Source organism: Meridianimarinicoccus zhengii (assembly GCF_003254465.1).
Taxonomy (GTDB): Bacteria; Pseudomonadota; Alphaproteobacteria; order Rhodobacterales; family Rhodobacteraceae; genus Meridianimarinicoccus; species Meridianimarinicoccus zhengii.
On the sequence record NZ_QDFI01000043.1, the window covers coordinates 1 to 17,610 of the forward strand.

A 17,610-nucleotide genomic window follows, 5' to 3' on the forward strand; every position below is an offset into this window, starting at 1 on the left:
GCCAGGCGGTGGCGCCGACACCTTCGGGCGCGGGCCGACGGACGTGGGCGCGGCGCCTGTCCCGGAGCCACGGGGACCCGACCCGGCACAGGGGATGGCCGCGCAACATCGGGGGTCTGCACCCGCACCCATGACCGACCCGCAAGCTGCGGCCACCGCCGGGCCCGCCGCGTTGGCCAGCCCAGTGCCGCTGGTCAGCGGCGCGGACGGGGTCCGGGTCATGGCCTCCGCGCCGCTGGCGGGGGAAGCCGTCAGGCTCGACAGTGTCGACTATGGCGCGGAAGGCGCGGTCGTGCTGCGTGGACGCGCCACGCCGGGTGGTATCGTGCGCGCGGCCCTGTCGGGTCTTCCGCCGGTCGAGACCGCGCCGGACGCCGATGGCACATGGACCCTGCGTCTGCACGGCGTCGCCCCCGGCGATTATCAACTCGACATAGCGCGCGCCGCCGCGCCCGGTGCGGCGGCGACCGACAGCATGACCATCCCCTTCCGCCGCGCCACCCCCGCGGACGTGGCTGCCGCCCTTTCTGGCGAAGCGGCGCGTATCGTCACCGTCCAGCCCGGTGCGACACTCTGGGCCATCGCGCGGGACCGTTACGGTGACGGGGGCCGCTACGTGCAGGTCTACGACGCCAATCGGGATGCGATCGGCGATCCCGACCTGATCTATCCGGGGCAGGTCTTTCGCCTGCCCGACACGTCCGGCAATGGCGCCGTCGCCCGCCCGATCGCCGCGCCCCGGTGACAGCGTCGCGCGCCGGCGCTAGATCACACCCATGAGACCGAGCACAGACGCCACCGATCCCGCCGACCGTATCCGCCCGCCCGACGGGCAGGAGGCGGGCACGCTTGCCATCCTCGCCCGCGTGGGCCCGTATCTGTGGCCGCGCGACGCGCCGGGCTTGCAGGCACGGGTTGTCGGTGCATTGGCGGCCCTCCTGGTGGCCAAGCTGATCGCGGTGGGAACCCCGTTCCTTTACAAGGCGGCGGTGGACATGCTGGCGGGCGACGCGCCCGACGGGGTCTGGATGCTGACGGCGGGCGCGGTCGGGTTGACCGTGGCCTATGGCATGGCGCGTATCCTGAACGTGGGCTTCCAGCAGTTGCGCGACGTGATCTTCGCCCGCGTGGGCCAGCGCGCCCTGCGGGCCGTGGCGCTGGAAACCTTCGGCCATATCCACCGCATGTCCCTGCGCTATCACATCACGCGCAAGACCGGGGGGCTGAGCCGCATCATGGAGCGCGGGGTGAAAGCCGTGTCTTTCCTGTTGCGCTTCATCCTGCTCAGCATCGGGCCGTTGATGCTGGAACTGCTGCTCGTGGGCGTGGTTCTGGCAGCGGTGTTCGACTGGCGGTATCTCGCGGTCGTGGCGGGCACGGTCGTCGCCTATGTCGTCTTCACCTTCAAGATCACCGAATGGCGCGTCGGTATCCGGCGCGAGCTGAACCGCCAGGACACCGATGCCAACCAGAAGGCCATCGACAGCCTGCTCAACTTCGAAACCGTCAAGTATTTCGGCGCCGAGGCACGCGAGGCCGGGCGATACGATCAGGCCATGGCGGGGTACGAGGACGCGGCGCTGCGCACGCAGTCATCGCTGGCCATCCTGAATTTCGGCCAGTCCGTGCTGATCTCGGGCGGGCTGATCGCGGTGATGGTGATGGCCGCACGCGGGGTGCAGGCGGGCACGCTGACCGTGGGCGACTTCGTCATGGTCAACGCCTACATGATCCAGATCACAATGCCGTTGAACATGCTGGGCATGGTGTACCGCGAGATCCGGCAAAGCCTGATCGACATGGCCGAAATGTTCGCGCTGTTGGACCAGCCGCCTGAGATCGCCGACAAGCCTGGCGCGCCCGCGCTGGTGCCCGGGCCGGGGCGGGTCGAGTTCCGCAACGTGTCTTTCGCCTACGATCCCGCACGCCCGATCCTGCGCGGTATCGACTTCACCGCCGAGCCGGGCCAGACCGTGGCGCTGGTGGGGGCGTCGGGCGCGGGCAAGTCCACCATCGGGCGGCTGCTGTTCCGGTTCTACGACGTGACGGCGGGCGCGGTGCTGATCGACGGACAGGACGTGCGCGACGTCACGCAGGACAGCCTGCACGCTGCCATCGGAATCGTCCCGCAGGACACGGTGCTGTTCAACGACAGCCTGTATTACAACATCGCCTATGGCCGCGACGGAGCGACCCGCGCCGAGATCGAGGAGGCCGCCCGCGCCGCGCGCCTGCACGGTTTCATCGCGAGCCTGCCCGAGGGATACGACACGCAGGTGGGTGAACGCGGGCTGAAGCTGTCGGGGGGTGAAAAGCAGCGGGTGGGCATCGCCCGGACATTGCTGAAGAACCCGCCCATCGTGGTGCTGGACGAGGCGACAAGCGCGCTCGACACCCAGACGGAGGGCGACATCCAGGCCAGCCTGCGGGCTATGGGGGCAGGGCGCACGGTCCTGACCATCGCGCACCGCCTGTCCACCGTGGTCGATGCGGACCTTATCCTCGTGATGGAGGACGGCCGGATCGTCGAACGGGGCGGGCATGGGCAGCTTCTGGCCCAGAACGGGCGCTATGCCGCGCTGTGGAACCGTCAGGCGCGAGGTGAAGAAGCGGCCTGACCCCGCTCGCCCTTCACCGCGATGGGTGCGCGCCATTCTGAAAGAATGCCAAGCGGCGGCGCGATCGACCTGCGCGACGAGGCGGGTCGCAACGCTTGGCCGTCGGCATGCGCCACCGACCGTGCCGCGCTGGCTGATCCGCGCCGCGCCCGGTGTCTCTGCGACCGGACTATTCGGCCGCGCGCAGAGGCAGGGCCGGGGCGGCCGGCGAGGGCTGGTCGGTGTCCCACAGGATTTCCGGTGCCCCGATCCGGCGGGCCCGGCGGCGCAGGACCCAGTCCTGTGCGGCCCGGCTTGACCGTCCCCCGGTCCAGCGTGCCAGCACGCGGCCAAGCGCAATCACGTAATGCGCAGCCCAGACCCGTGCGGCCAGCATCGCGGGCGTGAACACAAGCGTCAGCATCGTCGCCACCCCAAGCCCGAAGACCACCGCCGTCGCCAACTGGATCCACCACAGCGCCGTCGGGCTGTTCAGCGTGGCACCCCCGCCGATGAAATCGAGGCTGAGCCCGAACATCATCGGCGTCAGGCCGGCCATGGTCGTGAGGGTGGTCAGCAGCACGGGGCGGATGCGGGTTTCGGCCGTGCGGATGATCGCCTCCGTCCGCGGCATGTAACGGTTGAGTTCCTGGTAGGTGTCGATCAACACGATGTTGTTGTTCACGACGATCCCTGCCAGGGCGACGATGCCCGTGCCGGTCATGATGATGGAAAACGGCTGGTTCATCACCAGCATGCCGATCAGCACGCCCGTGGTGGACAGCACCACGGCCAGCAGCACCAGGACCGCGTTGTAGAAGCTGTTGAACTGCGCCAGCAGGATGATGAACATCAGCCCGAGCGCGCCCACGAAGGCCTGCCCGAGAAACGCCTCGCTTTCGGCCTGTTCCTCCTGGTCGCCTGTCCACTCCCATGCCACGCCCGCGGGAAGGGGCGTTTCCGCCTCCAGCCATGCGGTCAGCGCCGCGATGCGTTCGTTCGCGTTGATCGGGCTGCCTGCGTCATTCGTCAGGCCGGGGGCCACGTCGGCCTTCACGTCGAAATAGCGCCTCTGGTCGATCCTGTTGATCTCGGCCAGCCGCGGCACCGGCGTTATCGTGATGAAGTTGGACAGCGGCACCAACCCCTCCGCCGTGCGCACCCGCAGCGTGTCGAGCGTGGACAGAAGCCGGTCCGCTTCGGGCAGGCGCGCGCGGATGTCGATTTCCTCGTCCGAACTGTCGACGCGCATGGTATCGAGCAGGATGCCGCGGGTCACAAGTTGCACCATGGCGCCCACGGTGGCCACGTCCGCGCCGAACCGTCCGGCCTCGGCCACGTTCACGTCGATCTGCCAGTCGATGCCGGGCAGGGGCAATGTATCCTCGATATCCGTCAGGCCCGGTGTCGCGTCGAAGCGGTCGCGCGCGATCTTCGTGGCCTCTTGCAGCGCGTCCCAGTTGTCGCCCGTCAGGCGCAGATGCACGGGCTTGCCCGACGCCGGCCCCATGGCGAGATCGGTGACTTCGGCCACGACCCCCGGCACTGTTGCCAGTTCCGCCTGCATGCGGGCGATCACGGCATTGCCATCGTAATACGGATCGACCTCTTCCCGCAGGAAGAGCGTCTTCCAGAACCCGCCCTCTGCCGCGACCCGCGGGCGGTCCGCCCACGGGATCATTTCGAACTGAACCCGCCCGATCGTGTCCTTGGGGGCTTCCCCACCGCCGGTATTCGCGTTCAGGCCGCCCTCGCCGGCAAAGGCGAACGCGCTCTGGACGCCATCGGTGCCCAGAACGATGTCCTCCACCCGCTTCACGAGCGCATCCTTGTCCGCGATGGACAGGTTGCCCCGCGCGCGGACGTAGACGATGGCCTGCTCGGGTTCGCTGTCCACGAAGAATTCGACCCCGCGATTGTTGGCGCCGAAATAGCCGAAGACCGACACGACGACGAAGATCACCGCGCCTATGGTGACGAGCGGCATGACCGGGTTGCCCACGATGAACGCGATGAAGCGGCCGAACGGGGTCCGCCGGTTGCCGCCGGCGATGCGCGGGACCGCGCGCGCCGGCCGCACGGCGGCCATGGCGATGGAGGACGCGGCAGCCCCCGCAAGGAACAGCGCCACCCCCGGAAGGTAGCCGGCCACGCCCGCGGGGGCCAGCGCGCCCAACAGGTAGGCGGGGTTCAGCAGCTGCATGGCGCCGACGAACATCCCGTAGACAGCCAGCGGCACCAGTGCCACGCGCAGCCACAGTGGCCGTGCGGCGATGACCGAACCCGCCCGTTCGAAGCTGCGCGCGATCCGGCCCGACACGCCGCCCATCACCGGCAGATACACCAGCGCCACCACGAGCGAGGCCGACAGGACAAAGATCAGCGTCACGGGCAGCATCCCCATGAACTCGCCGGGAACGCCGGGCCAGAACAGCATCGGCAGGAACGCGCAAAGCGTGGTAGCGGTCGAACTGACGACGGGCCAGAACATGCGCTTCGCGGCCTCCACATAGGCGCGCATCGGGCCGGACCCTTCGGAGATCCGCCGGTCCGCGTATTCGACGACGACGATGGCACTGTCCACCAGCATCCCCACGGCCAGGATAAGGCCGAACATCACGATGTTGGAGATCGTGACACCCATCAGCGCGAGGAACGCGAAGCAAAGCAGGAACGAGGTCGGGATGGCGAACCCCACCAGAAGTGCCGACCGCGCGCCCAGCGACGCCAGCACGACGATCATCACCAGCGCGATGGCCGTCAGCACCGACCCTTCGAGCTGCTTGACCATGCTGTCCACGATGGTCGACTGGTCGTTTGACGTGCTGACACGCACCGCCGCCTGCAGCTCTTCCGGCCAGAGCGCGCGTTCTGCGTCGATCTCCGCACGCACCGCTGCCGCGGTGTCGATCAGGTTGAAGCCCTTGCGCTTGACCACTTGCAACGCAACCGTGTCCGCGCCGTTGAACCGGGCCGTGCCGCCGCGATCCTCGAAGGTCAGGCGGATATCGGCCACGTCCGACAGGGTCACGACCCGGTCGCCGCTGGTCTTCACCGGCAGATCGAAAACATCGCGGCTTTCGTCGAAGGACGACGGGATCTTCACCCCGAACGCTCCGGCACCAAGGTCAAGTTCGCCTGCCGCGATCAACTGGTTGTTGTTCACGACAGCACCGATCAGGTCCGACGCGGTCAGGTCATAGCTTTCCAGCCGCAGCGGATCGATCACGACTTCCAGCATTTCGTCGCGGTTGCCCGCGAGCGGCGCCTCCAGCACAGCGTCCATGCCCTCGAACCTGTCCTGAAGCGACTTCGCAAGCCGTACCAGGGTCCGTTCGGGCACGTCGCCCGTCAGGCTGACGATGATGATCGGGAACTCGGAAAAGTTGATCTCGTTGACGCTGTAGTTTTCCGCGCCGTCCGGGAAATTCGCCTCGGCCTTGTTCATGGCGGCGCGCACATCGGCCAGCGTCTTGGTCTTGTCCCACCCGAACTCGAACTCCAGCCCGATGCCCGCGTAGCCTTCGGCCGCGGTCGCGGTCATCTTCTTCAAGCCGTCCAACCCGGCCAGTTCCGTCTCCATGGGCTGCACGAGCAGGCTTTCGGCATCGATGGCGGAAATGCCGGGGAAGGGCACCGATACGAAGATCGCCGGGATCTCGATATCAGGCTCGCCCTCCTTGGGCAGCGAGATGTAGGCAAAGCCGCCGACCAGCAGCGACAGCACGATGAACGCCACGACCATCCGGGCGCGCGCGGCGGCCCAATCGACGATGCCGGTCATGTGCGCGGTCCCGCTTCGGTCACCCGGACGGGGACGCCGTCGGTGACGAATTCCTGTCCCACGGTGATGATCCGTACCCGGTCGGGTAGCCCGGTCACGAGCACACCGTCCGTCGTGTCGCGCAACAGCTTGACGGGCACGAAGCGGGCGATGTCACCCGCGTCCACGATGCGAACCCCCATCGTGCCTTCGTCGTCGAGCGTGAGAGCAGATGACGGGATGCGGTGTGCCGCGAGCCCCTCGGCGGAAATGGCGATATCGGTGGACTGCCCGTCCCGGATGGCCCGGTCGGGGTTGGGGACCGTGATCTCCACCCGGAACGTGCGCGTGGCGGGGTCCGCCGCGCGGGCGAGGAAGCTGACCGCGCCGGTCACGGTCTGCCCGTCCGCAAGCCGCGCCTGTGCAGGGGCACCCACGCGCACGGCATCCAGCCGGGTTTCGGGCACGTAGCCAACCACGCGCATCGGGTCGAGTTGCAGGATCGTGGCGCAGGGCGCGCCGGGCTGCATCAGGCTGCCCAGTTCCGCCGTATCGGTATCGAGCACGCCGCCGAAGGGCGCGGTGATGGTCAGCCGCTCCAGCTCTGTCCGTGCCGCGGCGACGGCGGCGCGCGCGGAACTCAGCGTGGCGAGGGCTCCGGCGGCACGGGTTTCCGACCCAAACCCGCCTTCGGCGAGCCGCGACGCGGCGGTGTTCGAAATCTCTGCCTCGGCCAGCCGGGCCTCGGCTTCCTCGAGCTGGGCAGGGCGCGTGCCGGGGTCAAGCTGGCACAACGTGTCGCCCGCCGCGACCGTGGCGCCCCGGCGCAAGGGTTCGGACACCACGCGGCCGCTGGTTTCCGCCTGAACCTCGACGCGGCGAAACGCCTCGGTCTGCCCGCGCAGGGCCACGGCGGATTGCGCGGTCTCGGCCGTGCTGTCCATTGCGATCACGGCGACACGCGCCGGGTCTGCGGGGGGCGTGGCCGGGGCCGCCGGTTCGCGCGCCGCGGCCGTGCTTGACGCCGGCGTCCGCCCTGCAAACGACAGCAGCCGGTCGCGTTCGAACACGAGCGCATACAGCGCAAGGGCCACGATGACGGATGTCAGGACAGGCAGAAAGCGCATTCAGAAAACCCTCTTGTCGCGCACCCGGTACCGCAGGTCCGCTTTGCCGCCCGATACGGTGAACCGACCGGTTCAGATTAATCATGCCCGCCTGCCGTTTTCAAGATGCACCCCCGACGCGGCGGCAGATGCGATTTGCCGCTGCGGCCACTTGGCAACGCTCCCTCGCACGGGCTAAGACTGCGCCACTCAAGGCAGGAGGCATGGTGTGAGCCAGAGCGACAGTTTCATCGAGGAAGTCACCGAAGAGGTGCGCCGCGACCGGCTTTTCGCGCTGGCGCGACGGTATGGCTGGATCGTGGCTCTGGCACTGGTTCTGGTGATCGGCGGTGCGGCGCTGCTCGAGTGGCGCAAGGCGCAGGAGCGGGCGGCCGCGCAGGATCTTGGCGACCGGATCTTCGCGGCGCTCGAGGCCGATACAGGGTCCAGCCGCGCGACCCGCCTAGCCGAGATCGACGCATCCGGTGCGGCCCTGGCCGTTCTGCGCATGCTGGAAGCGGGCGAACTGGCCGGGTCCGACGCGCCGCGCGCGGGCGAGATCCTCAAGGCCTTGGCCGACGATCCGGAAGTGCCGCCGCTTTATCGCGATCTTGCGACGCTCAAGCTGGTGCTTCTGGCCGACTATCCGATGTTCGCCGAGGAAAAGCTCGACCGGCTCGACACGCTCACGGCGCCGGGTGCGCCCTTCCGCCTGCTGGCACAGGAACAGATGGCGCTTCTGGCGATGGAAACGGGCGATCGGGACCGAGCGCGCGACCTCGTGCGGCCACTCATCGACGATGCCGAGGCCCAGCCGGCGCAGCGCCAGCGTGCGGCACAGCTTTTCGTGGTTCTCGGCGGCGATCCGGACGGGCAGTGACGTGACGCACCCTGTCGCCCTGACACGCGGTCGGGCCGCTTGGCCCCCGCGCGCCCTGCGCCGCCTTGGGCTGCCCATGTTGCTGGCGCTCGGGCTTTCGGCCTGTGCTCCGCCCGAGGAAATCCTGCCCGGCGAACGCTTCGGCCCGCGCGAGGCAGCGGAGGCGGTGGAGGCCTTCGATCCGGATGCGCCCGTCCCGGAAGAACCGCCGCAGCCGCCGACGCGGGTCCCGACACGCCCCTATGTCGTGACAGGCGAACCCGCCGCCCTTTCGCTGCCCGCGCCGCGCAGCAACGCGGACTGGACACATGTCGGCGGCAATCCCGCGCATTTGACCGTGCATCCCGCGCTGGGGTCCAACTTGTCCCGCGCCTGGAGCGTCGAGATCGGCACCCCAGCCACCCGCCGCGTGCGCAGCACCGCCGCCCCCGTCGTCGATGGTGGGCGCGTCTTCACGCTGAGCGCCTTTTCCGAAGTGCAGGCGACCAGCGCCGACGGGTCTGTCCTCTGGCGCCGTGACCTGACACCCGCCACGGAACGGGCGGGAGAAGCCGCGGGCGGGGGCCTTGCCGTCGCAGATGGGCGGCTGTTCATCGCCACGGGATACGGGCGGTTGCATGTGCTTGATGCCACGAGCGGCGCCGAGATCTGGCAGCAGGCCCTTGGCGCGGTCCCGTCCGGGCCGCCGACGGTGGCCGGCGATCTCGTCTACGTGACGACCCGCGGGGCGGAGGCGCTTGCCATCGATACCGGTACGGGCCGCGTGCTGTGGCGGCTGAATGCCGGGGAAAGCGGGACCTTCACCAATGCAGGGCCTGCGCCCGCGGTGTCCGGGCGCACGGCCATCTTTCCCTTCGGCTCGGGGGACGTGATCGCCACCCTGCGGCTCAGCGGTGTGCGGCTCTGGGCGACGACCCTGGCGGGCGCGCGGCCCGGCGCGGCCTATGCGCGGGTATCCGACATCACGGCCGACCCGGTCGTGGCGGGCGACACCGTGTATGTGGGCACGCCCACGGGACGGATCGCGGCGCTGGATCTTGCCACCGGCGAACGGCGCTGGACCGCGTCCGAAGGTGCGGTGAGCCAAGTCATCCCGGTCGGCGGCGCTATCTTCGCGGTGTCCGACCAGTCGGAGCTTGTGCGCCTGCGTGCCGACGACGGCAGCGTGGTGTGGTCCGGCACCCTGCCGCTATTTCCGGAAGAACGGGTCCGCCGGCGGCGCGAAAGCTATGCCCATTTCGGGCCCGTGCTTGCGGGGGGGCGGCTGATCGTCGTGTCCTCGGACGGGCTGATGCGCGAATTCGACCCGCGTTCAGGCGCCGCGCTGCGCCAGACCGATCTGGGTGCGCCCGCGACCGCCGGGCCGGTCGTGGCGCGCGGCGTGCTCTACGTGCTGACGGAAAACGGCCAGTTGCATGCTTTCCGTTAGGCGCGCGATGGTGTAGGGGCTGCGCTTCGTCACCGTCAGGAACCCGCGTCCCATGTTCACCCTCGCCATTGTCGGCCGCCCCAACGTGGGCAAGTCCACGCTGTTCAACCGCCTCGTCGGGCGGCGGCTTGCGCTGGTCGATGACCAGCCCGGCGTGACCCGCGACCTGCGCGAAGGCGAGGCGAAGCTGGCCGACCTGCGCTTTACCGTCATCGACACCGCGGGTCTGGAAGACGTGACCGACGACAGCCTGCAAGGCCGGATGCGGCGCCTGACCGAGCGCGCGGTGGACATGGCCGATGTGTGCCTGTTCGTCGTGGACGCGCGCACGGGAGTCACGCCGACGGACGAGGTGTTTGCCGACATCCTGCGCCGCCGCGCCGCGCGCGTGATCCTGGCCGCGAACAAGGCCGAGGGCAACGCCGCCGAAGCCGGGGTGCTGGAGGCGTATGGGCTGGGCCTTGGCGAACCGTTGCGCCTGTCCGCCGAACATGGCGAGGGTATGGGCGACCTGATGGCCGTCCTGCGCCCAGTCGCCGAGGAGTTCGAAGAGCGCGCACGCGCCGATGCCCCCGCGACCGAACTGGCGGTCGAGGATGGCGAGATCGCCGAGGACGCGCCCGACAAGCCCTTGCAGATCGCCATTGTCGGTCGGCCCAACGCGGGCAAGTCAACGCTCATCAACGCCCTTCTGGGCGAAGACCGGATGCTGACCGGCCCCGAGGCCGGGATCACCCGCGACAGCATTTCCGTCACCATGGACTGGGACGGCCGCCCGGTGCGCGCCTTCGACACGGCGGGGATGCGCAAGAAGGCCAAGGTGCAGGACAAGCTCGAAAAGCTGTCGGTGTCCGACGGGCTGCGCGCGGTCAAGTTCGCCGAGGTCGTGGTTGTGCTGCTCGACGCCGCGATCCCGTTCGAGCAGCAGGACCTGCGCATCGCCGATCTGGCCGAGCGGGAGGGGCGCGCGGTCGTGATCGCGGTCAACAAATGGGATATGGAGGACGACCGGCAGGCCCGGCTGGCCGAACTGAAGGAAGAATTCGCGCGCCTGTTGCCGCAACTGTCCGGTGCGCCGCTGGTGACGGTGTCGGCCAAGACGGGAAGGGGACTCGACCGGTTGCGGGCCGCGGTGCTGAAAGCACACGAGGTGTGGAACCGGCGCATCACCACCGCCAAGCTGAACCAGTGGCTGTCCGGCATGCTGGAGGCGCACCCGCCGCCTGCGCCAGCAGGCCGCCGGATCAAGCTGCGCTACATGACGCAGGTGAAGACGCGCCCGCCGGGGTTCGTGGTGATGTGCTCCGCACCCGACAAGCTGAACGACAGCTACAAGCGGTATCTCGTCAACGGCTTGCGGGCCGATTTCGACATGCCGGGCACGCCGATCCGGCTGACCTTCCGCGGGCAGGGGGACCAGAACCCCTACAAGGACCGCAAGAAGGCCGGGCCGTCGCGGCTGCGCAAGCATCTCGAAGGGCGCCGGCCCGATTGACGGCAAACGGCGCGAGGGTTTCCCCCCGCGCCGGTCGCTCAACATCCATTGGCGTGGATCAGTCGAGACCCATGCAGCTTGCGTAGTAGCTCACCGTGGCGGGCCAGTCCGAGAACACGCCCACGACGCCCACGTCCTGCGCCAGCACGTGCAGCAGGTTCAGCGCGTCGGCTTCGCTATCGGTAATGTCGTTGATCGACTGGTAATACCAGCCGCCACCCGTCGTCAGCGGGCCAGAGCGTTCCAGCGTCCACGCGACAAGGTTCAGACCGGCCGCCTGCGCTTCTTCGGTGTAGACGCTGGGCACGATTTCGCCGTCCCGTGCCGTGACCATCATCCACAGCGGCGGGGCGATGTAGTTCACGCCCATATCCGCCAATTCCTGCATCGTGGGCTTGAAGGTCGACGCGTCCATCGGGTCGATCGGGCCCTCGTCCTCGTCCGACGCCTCGTAGCGGTCGTCGAGATAGACCGCCTGCGCGCCGAATTCCGGTTCGTTCTCGATCCAGTAGATCACGTCCGACAGGTCGAAGGACTGCAGGAACACGTCCGACGCGGGCACGCCTGCGGCCTTGTATTCGTCCACCAGCTTTTGCGCGTAGTCTTCCTGGCTGAAGCCGTTGAACGGCATGTCGACCGATGCGGATTTCAGTTCCGGCGTGAACTTGACGCCAAGGTCCTTGAACATCTCGACGAATTCGGCGTGGGTCAGGATCGTCGGGGTTTCAGCGGAATAGAGGTCGGTGCGGAAGGGCGCCGTGCCGTCGAGGTAGTCTTCAACCGTTGTCGCCGCGGTGTTGGCCGCGTCCATCTTGGGCGTCAGCGTGCGGAACTCGGCCAGCGTCAGCTCGGATGTGCGGCACTCGGCGGCTGCCTGTGTATCACCCGATGCCGGTGTGAACGGCGTGACACAGGTGGAGGCAAGCTCGGTCGCAAGGATGTTCGTCGTTGTGTGCAGGTCGTTCTGCGCGTGGCGGCAGACCAGTTCGAGATCCTCGGTGAAGGTCACGTCGCATTCCTGGATGCCTGCGCCCATGCGATGGGCGGCCATGTAGGCTTCGGCGGTATGCTCTGGGAACATCAGCGGCGCGCCGCGATGGGCGATGGAGAAATCGGTCCGACGCACGGGCTGGTCGGCGCAGGCGGCCAGTTGATCCTTCAGCGCGCCGTCCTCCAGCAGGTCGATGAGGAAGGCGGGGCGCGGGCCGACCGTTACGGTGTCGGCAAGCACGGGCGCGGCCATGGCGGCAAGGGCGAGGGCGGAAATCATGCAACGCATCGTGGACTCCTGTCAGATGTGGCAGGAGATGGCGCGCGCAATGTAACGCCGAGTTGACGGGGCCGTGACGGCCCCGTGAAGTTTCGATCAGGCCAGTTGGCCGTCCGCGGAAATCACCGTCTTTCCGGCCAGATACGGGTGGAGCGCGGTGGGGATCGCGACGCTGCCATCGGCCTGCTGGCCGTTTTCGAGCACCGCGATCAGGGTCCGCCCGACCGCCAGCCCGGAGCCGTTAAGTGTATGGACGAACTCGGGTTTTCCGCCACCCTCGGGGCGGAAGCGGGCATTCATGCGGCGGGCCTGGAAATCGCCGCAGTTGGAGACGGAACTGATCTCGCGGTAGGCGTTCTGGCCGGGCAGCCAGACCTCGATATCGTGGGTGCGGGTGGCGCCGAAACCGGTGTCGCCGGCGCACAGCACCATGGTGCGGTAGGGCAGATCGAGCCGTCGCAGGATATCCTCGGCGATGTCGGTCATCCGCGCCTGTTCGCTAACCGATTGATCGGGATGGGTAATCGACACCATCTCGACCTTTTCGAACTGGTGCTGGCGGAGCATCCCGCGGGTGTCGCGGCCTGCCGATCCGGCTTCGGAGCGGAAGCACTGGGTGTGCGCGACATAGCGGCGCGGGAGATAATTTTCCTCTATGATCAGACCGTTGACGATGTTCGTCAATGTCACCTCTGCGGTGGGGACGAGCCACCAGCCTTCGCGGGTCTGGTAGCTGTCTTCGCCGAATTTGGGCAGTTGGCCGGTGCCATAAAGCATGTCTTCGAGCACGAGGACCGGGGTCCATGTTTCGGTCAAGCCATTTATATCAATGTGTGTATCCAGCATGAACTGGGCCAGTGCGCGGTGCAGGCGAGCGACGGCACCGGACAGCACGACGAAGCGCGCGCCGGAGAGTTTGGCGGCGACCTCGAAATCCATTCCGGGCTCTACGGCCTTGATTTCAAAGTGTTCCTTTGGCTGGAAATCGAAGTCGCGCGGGGTGCCCCAGCGGCGGAGTTCGACATTGGCGGACTCGTCGGGGCCGTCGGGGACATTCGCCGACAGTATATTCGGCAGCGTCATCAAGAGGTTACGGAGCGCTTCGTCGGCCTCTTTCGCCTCGGCCTCCAGGTCCGCGATCTCGGCCTTCTTGGTTGACACGAGATCCCTAAGCCTTTGGAATTCTTCGTCATTCCCGGCGGCCTTGGCGGCGCCGACCTGTTTGGAGGCGGCGTTGCGGTCGGCGAGTGCCGCCTCGGCCGCCGAGATCGCGTTGCGGCGGGTGGTGTCGAGGTCAAGTACCTGATCGGAAAAGCCTTTCAGGCCCCGGCGTGCCATGGCTACGTCGAAGCCGGCGGGGTCGTCGCGGATCAGGCGGATGTCGTGCATGGAGGGTCCCTCTGGTCCAAGGCGTGGCGTTGGGCGGGGTTATGGCCGATCGGGGCGGGCGGGAAAAGGCCGGAATCGGCGTGTCGGAATCCCATATGAATCGCATATGACTTTCATATGACTCCTTTCCCCGCAGGCGGCTTACGCGCCCCGCACCGCCGCCGCGCGGATCAGTCGGGCGGCACATACCCGATGGCGCGCTGATGGGCGCGCCATGCGGTGCGAAAATCGGGCCAGTTGAGCTTTTCGGTGGACCAGTGGTCCAGCGGCGGGTCGCCGGCTTTCAGGCCCTCGGGCAGGGCGACGGAGGCATCGCCGAAAGCTTCAGAAAGGAGGCGGGGAAGTATTTCTGCATTTGTCGCGGCGTCAGCAAGGTTCACATTTTTTAGGCCCGAACCCCGCAGAGTAACCGGTGTCAAGTCTGTTGTTTGGGATAGATGGACGTCGAGAAGCCAAACTCCTTGCATGTGCGACTGGGCGAGGGAGGACCCCTCCATGTGCGCTTTACCGAGGATCGCTCCTTCTAACCGAGCGTTGATGAAGGGTACCCGCTCCAGTTGAGCTTGGACAAAGCTAGCGCGGACCAAAGACGCTGTGCCGAAAAGTGTGCCGTTCAGATGCGCCCGGTCGAAGACTGCTCCGTCAAATTGCGTCTCGAATGAGTTCGCTCCTTCAAGGTGCGACTCGTCAAACCGCGCATTCCCTAGATTGAGCTTTGATAGGTCGGCCACTTGCAGGTTCACCTTGCGCAGGTCGAGCCGGTAGGTGTGGGTGCCGTCGTCTTTCGGGGTTTGTTCCAGCGCGATCTGGGCGGGGCTTCGGCGGCCGATCACGGTGATCGCGGCCTGAATGTCTGCACGCGGCGGATGGTCAGAGCGAAGGATTTTGAGCCAATTTTCAAGGCGAATTGTCCATTGCTCCTCTTCCTCGAAGTGTTTCGAAAAGTCGTCCTTGTTTGGAAAAACGGCTAAGACTGGCCATGGGCCGAGATCGTGGCGGCGGGCGTCGCGCGCGGGGGCGTTTTCGCGCAGGTAGGCGCAGAGGATCTCCATCACGCGGATATGGTCGCGGGGGCTGTCCTGCGCGATGCGTTCGAGCGCGTAGATAGCGCCGAGCCGTACCTCGATGTTGGGGAGGGTCTCTGTAAAGACCTGCCAATCCTCTGTTTCAAGCAGCGACTGGTTCCGTTCAAGCTGAACCGGGTGGCCGAGCCACTCGATCTCGTTGCGCTCTTCGTACTCCGAGTCTGTGCCGGGCGGCGGGGTGAAAGAAATTGTTATCGGCCGACCCAAGCGACTTACCTCCTTCTGCGCGCCCAGCCCCTCCACCGCCTTGTTGATGAGGTCGGTGGTCAGGTTCTCCTCGGCGGTGCGGGTCTGGCGTTCGTTTGTCCAGACCTTCACCAGTTGGAAGGGAATCGTCGCGAATATGGTCAGCGCACCGGCCAGCGCTGCGAAGGCATAGGCGAGGCTGCGGATGTCGTCGGTGGCGGTGGGGGCGCCGTCGCGGGCGGCGTCGATGCCGGTGTCGAGCAGGTCGAGCACCCCGCCGATCAGGCCGGGGAGTTTCCAAAGATAGGCGAGAAAGGCCCAGGCGATGGCGATGGCAGCGATGGGGAGAAACAGACGCAGGTAATAGGCCGACATGAACCCTGAGAACCGCCCGCCAAGCGTTCGAGAGGCGCGCGCGAGCCATTTGCGGCGCACTCTCGTCCAGAGCAGCGAAGCGAGGGCTGCAATTGCGGCGCAGGTGACCGCCGTGATGAACCAGCCGGTGGGCGTGGCGGGCAACGCCCGTGCGAGGGCCGCTGCTGCGGTGTCCATGATCTCACGCACGTGGGCCTGTCCTGTCGTTCACCTGCCGGTGACCGTAGCGGTGGCGTGTTGGCGGCTCAAGGCGCGCGGTGGCGGCCTCCCCGAAAGGGAAACGACCGGCACCCTGTCGGGGATGCCGGTCGCCGGTTGTGCTGGCATGGCCCCGGACGGGCCGACGGGTCAGCCGCGACGGCGACGGACCCAGCCGAGCGCGCCGAGGGCGGCAAGCGACAGGGGCAGGGCCGCGGGCACGGGCACGGGTGCGACCACGAGCGAGTCGATGCCGCCCGATCCGGTGAAGGTGATGAAGAACGATTCGCCCACGTCGATGCGCGACGACTTGAACGTGGCGATGCCCGTGTCGCTGTCGTTCGGCAGGTCGATCACGCCAAGCACGGTCACCCCGTCCGTGTCGAAGGCCGTGATCGGCTGTTCGTCCACCCCGGAGAACCCGGTGAGGAAGAAGGACGGGCCGGAGGTGAGCCGGAACTCGATCGTCCCGCCGCCGGCGAAGTCGTTCGGCGTGGCACCGGAGGTGCTTTGGAGGATCATCACGTTGCCGCCGACGCCGTTTTCGCCCTGCACCGCGGGCACAAGGTCTTCGTCGCCGTTGCAGTTGGCGGTGTAGCCGACACAGGTCGTGTCGAAGATCGCCGGGCCGAGGCTGCCACCGGTGAAGAACAGGTCGAAGGTGTAGCCGTCCTCGGAGAAGGAGGGCAGCGCGATCGTCTGGCTCGCCGAAGCGTCGAGCGCGTCGAAATCGAGGACCGCGGCGAACGCGCCGACCGGTGCGAGCAGGGCGGCACCGATCAATGTGGAGCGGAGGAGATGTCGCATCGTGAAATACCTTTGCAAGGCAAACTGTGGAAGGGTCTGCGTGAATTTGATTAACCTCGGGACTGGTCCGGGCCAAAAGCTTTCGCTGCAAAATGGTTAAGAAAACGCGGGCGCGCCCGTTAAGATTGTGTACTTCTCGGATGGGTTGAAAAGTTTGCGCAAAAAATAGGCTTTCCCTTGGTTCAGGCGAGCGCGGCTTGCGGGATCGCAAGTCACGGCTGTGCCGTTCGGGCGAGATTCGCGGGATCGGCGGGATGGCGCCGGGGCTGGCGGGGGCCTGCGGGATGGGCTAGGTCCCGCGGCAGACAGGGGGAGCGAGCCATGACCGAGACGCGCAACGCGGTGTTGAAACAGGTGCTGGAACTGGGGCCGGTGCTGGCCTTCGTGGCCGGATACATCTGGCTGCGCGAGGAGGTCGTGACCCTGGGCGGGCGCGACTATGAAGGGTTCGTGATCATCACGGCGGCGTTCATCCCCGTGCTGCTGGCGTCGAACGCGGCGCTGTGGAAGCTGACGGGGCGGGTGTCGCGCATCCAGATCATGACGCTGGTGATGGTGGTGGTGTTCGGGGGGCTCACAGTGTGGCTCAACGACGAGCGGTTCTTCAAGATGAAGTCGACGATCGTGTTCGGCATCTTCTCGGGGCTGTTGTGGATCGGGATCGCGCGGGGGCAGTCGTGGCTGGAATTCGTGCTCGATGGCGCGGTGCCGCTGACCCATGCGGGCTGGATGGCGCTGACGCGGCGGCTGGCGGTGTTCCTTGCACTGATGGCGGGGGCGAACGAGGTGATCTGGCGCAGCTTCTCGACGGATGTCTATGTCGCGTGGGACACATTCGGGCAGATGGCGGCGATGTTCGCCTTCTTCATCGCACAGTCGGGGCTGATGAAGCGCCACTGGGTGGACGACGAGACGCCCGCCGGGTGAGCGGCGCGCGCGCCCGGTAGGCATCGCTCGCAGCCGCCCGAGCGCCGCGCGACCGCGCGGCCAAGCCCAACGGGATGAGACGCGGCGCAGCCGTGGCGAAGAC

Annotated in this window: 12 protein-coding genes; 6 read left to right on the plus strand and 6 right to left on the minus strand. The window is 67.3% G+C overall.

All coding sequences use genetic code 11. From position 1 onward, the window contains the following. Together DDE13_RS13975 and DDE13_RS13980 are read left to right on the plus strand one after the other, a co-directional pair. The coding region (locus DDE13_RS13975) for a LysM peptidoglycan-binding domain-containing protein (RefSeq protein WP_222626104.1) at window positions 1–745 on the plus strand (745 nt) is incomplete at its 5' end. Between the two features lie 31 nt (window positions 746–776). Further along, the gene (locus DDE13_RS13980; protein WP_111404914.1) at window positions 777–2,618 is read left to right on the plus strand and encodes an ABCB family ABC transporter ATP-binding protein/permease; all 1,842 of its coding nucleotides are present in this window, start codon (window positions 777–779) and stop codon (window positions 2,616–2,618) included. Between the two features lie 169 nt (window positions 2,619–2,787). Here DDE13_RS13980 and DDE13_RS13985 read toward each other — a convergent pair whose 3' ends face one another. Together DDE13_RS13985 and DDE13_RS13990 are read right to left on the minus strand one after the other, a co-directional pair. Continuing rightward, window positions 2,788–6,381, minus strand: coding sequence for an efflux RND transporter permease subunit (locus DDE13_RS13985; RefSeq protein WP_111404915.1), 3,594 nt, complete (start codon window positions 6,379–6,381; stop codon window positions 2,788–2,790). Then, window positions 6,378–7,487 carry an efflux RND transporter periplasmic adaptor subunit gene (locus tag DDE13_RS13990; protein WP_111404916.1) on the minus strand — a complete coding sequence of 370 codons (1,110 nt, stop codon included), beginning with the start codon at window positions 7,485–7,487 and terminating at the stop codon, window positions 6,378–6,380. The genes DDE13_RS13985 and DDE13_RS13990 overlap by 4 nt, the downstream gene beginning before the upstream one ends. A 208-nt stretch (window positions 7,488–7,695) precedes the next feature. On the opposite strand from DDE13_RS13990, the gene DDE13_RS13995 reads away from it, so the two are divergent. Genes DDE13_RS13995 through der form a run of 3 tightly spaced genes read left to right on the plus strand, consistent with a single transcriptional unit; the run spans window position 7,696 to window position 11,270 of the window. Next, on the plus strand, window positions 7,696–8,346 hold the full coding sequence (locus DDE13_RS13995; protein ID WP_111404917.1) for a hypothetical protein: 651 nt from the start codon (window positions 7,696–7,698) through the stop codon (window positions 8,344–8,346). A 1-nt stretch (window position 8,347) separates the two neighbouring features. Next, on the plus strand, window positions 8,348–9,775 hold the full coding sequence (locus DDE13_RS14000) for a PQQ-like beta-propeller repeat protein (RefSeq protein ID WP_235868705.1): 1,428 nt from the start codon (window positions 8,348–8,350) through the stop codon (window positions 9,773–9,775). 52 nt (window positions 9,776–9,827) lie between these two features. Further along, window positions 9,828–11,270 (plus strand): ribosome biogenesis GTPase Der, encoded by a 1,443-nt coding sequence (gene der, locus DDE13_RS14005; protein ID WP_111404919.1) that lies wholly within the window; start codon window positions 9,828–9,830, stop codon window positions 11,268–11,270. A gap of 58 nt (window positions 11,271–11,328) precedes the next feature. On the opposite strand, the gene DDE13_RS14010 is transcribed toward der, so the two are convergent. The 4 genes from DDE13_RS14010 to DDE13_RS14025 all read right to left on the minus strand — a co-directional run bounded on the left by DDE13_RS14010 (window position 11,329) and on the right by DDE13_RS14025 (window position 16,580). After that, window positions 11,329–12,549, minus strand: a complete 1,221-nt coding sequence (locus DDE13_RS14010; RefSeq protein ID WP_111404920.1) for a glycerophosphodiester phosphodiesterase family protein — start codon at window positions 12,547–12,549, stop codon at window positions 11,329–11,331. A gap of 87 nt (window positions 12,550–12,636) precedes the next feature. Next, window positions 12,637–13,929, minus strand: a complete 1,293-nt coding sequence (gene serS, locus DDE13_RS14015; protein ID WP_111404921.1) for a serine--tRNA ligase — start codon at window positions 13,927–13,929, stop codon at window positions 12,637–12,639. Between the two features lie 170 nt (window positions 13,930–14,099). Continuing rightward, on the minus strand, window positions 14,100–15,764 hold the full coding sequence (locus DDE13_RS14020) for a pentapeptide repeat-containing protein (protein ID WP_111404922.1): 1,665 nt from the start codon (window positions 15,762–15,764) through the stop codon (window positions 14,100–14,102). A 159-nt stretch (window positions 15,765–15,923) separates the two neighbouring features. Next, a complete protein-coding gene (locus DDE13_RS14025) occupies window positions 15,924–16,580 on the minus strand; it encodes a hypothetical protein (protein ID WP_162631016.1) in 657 nt (218 codons plus the stop codon). 321 nt (window positions 16,581–16,901) lie between these two features. Here DDE13_RS14025 and DDE13_RS14030 point away from each other — a divergent pair, with 321 nt between their 5' ends. Further along, window positions 16,902–17,507: an inner membrane-spanning protein YciB gene (locus DDE13_RS14030; RefSeq protein ID WP_111404924.1), complete on the plus strand. Its 606-nt coding sequence runs from the start codon at window positions 16,902–16,904 to the stop codon at window positions 17,505–17,507. Window positions 17,508–17,610 lie beyond the last annotated feature (103 nt).

Coding starts and splice junctions, on each gene's coding strand:
- DDE13_RS14030 (WP_111404924.1), top strand. CDS start 16,902: ATGACCGAGACGCGCAACGCGGTGTTGAAACAGGTGCTGGAACTGGGG.
- DDE13_RS14010 (WP_111404920.1), bottom strand. CDS start 12,549: ATGCGTTGCATGATTTCCGCCCTCGCCCTTGCCGCCATGGCCGCGCCC.
- DDE13_RS14025 (WP_162631016.1), bottom strand. CDS start 16,580: ATGCGACATCTCCTCCGCTCCACATTGATCGGTGCCGCCCTGCTCGCA.
- DDE13_RS13985 (WP_111404915.1), bottom strand. CDS start 6,381: ATGACCGGCATCGTCGATTGGGCCGCCGCGCGCGCCCGGATGGTCGTG.
- der (WP_111404919.1), top strand. CDS start 9,828: ATGTTCACCCTCGCCATTGTCGGCCGCCCCAACGTGGGCAAGTCCACG.
- DDE13_RS13980 (WP_111404914.1), top strand. CDS start 777: ATGAGACCGAGCACAGACGCCACCGATCCCGCCGACCGTATCCGCCCG.
- DDE13_RS13990 (WP_111404916.1), bottom strand. CDS start 7,487: ATGCGCTTTCTGCCTGTCCTGACATCCGTCATCGTGGCCCTTGCGCTG.
- serS (WP_111404921.1), bottom strand. CDS start 13,929: ATGCACGACATCCGCCTGATCCGCGACGACCCCGCCGGCTTCGACGTA.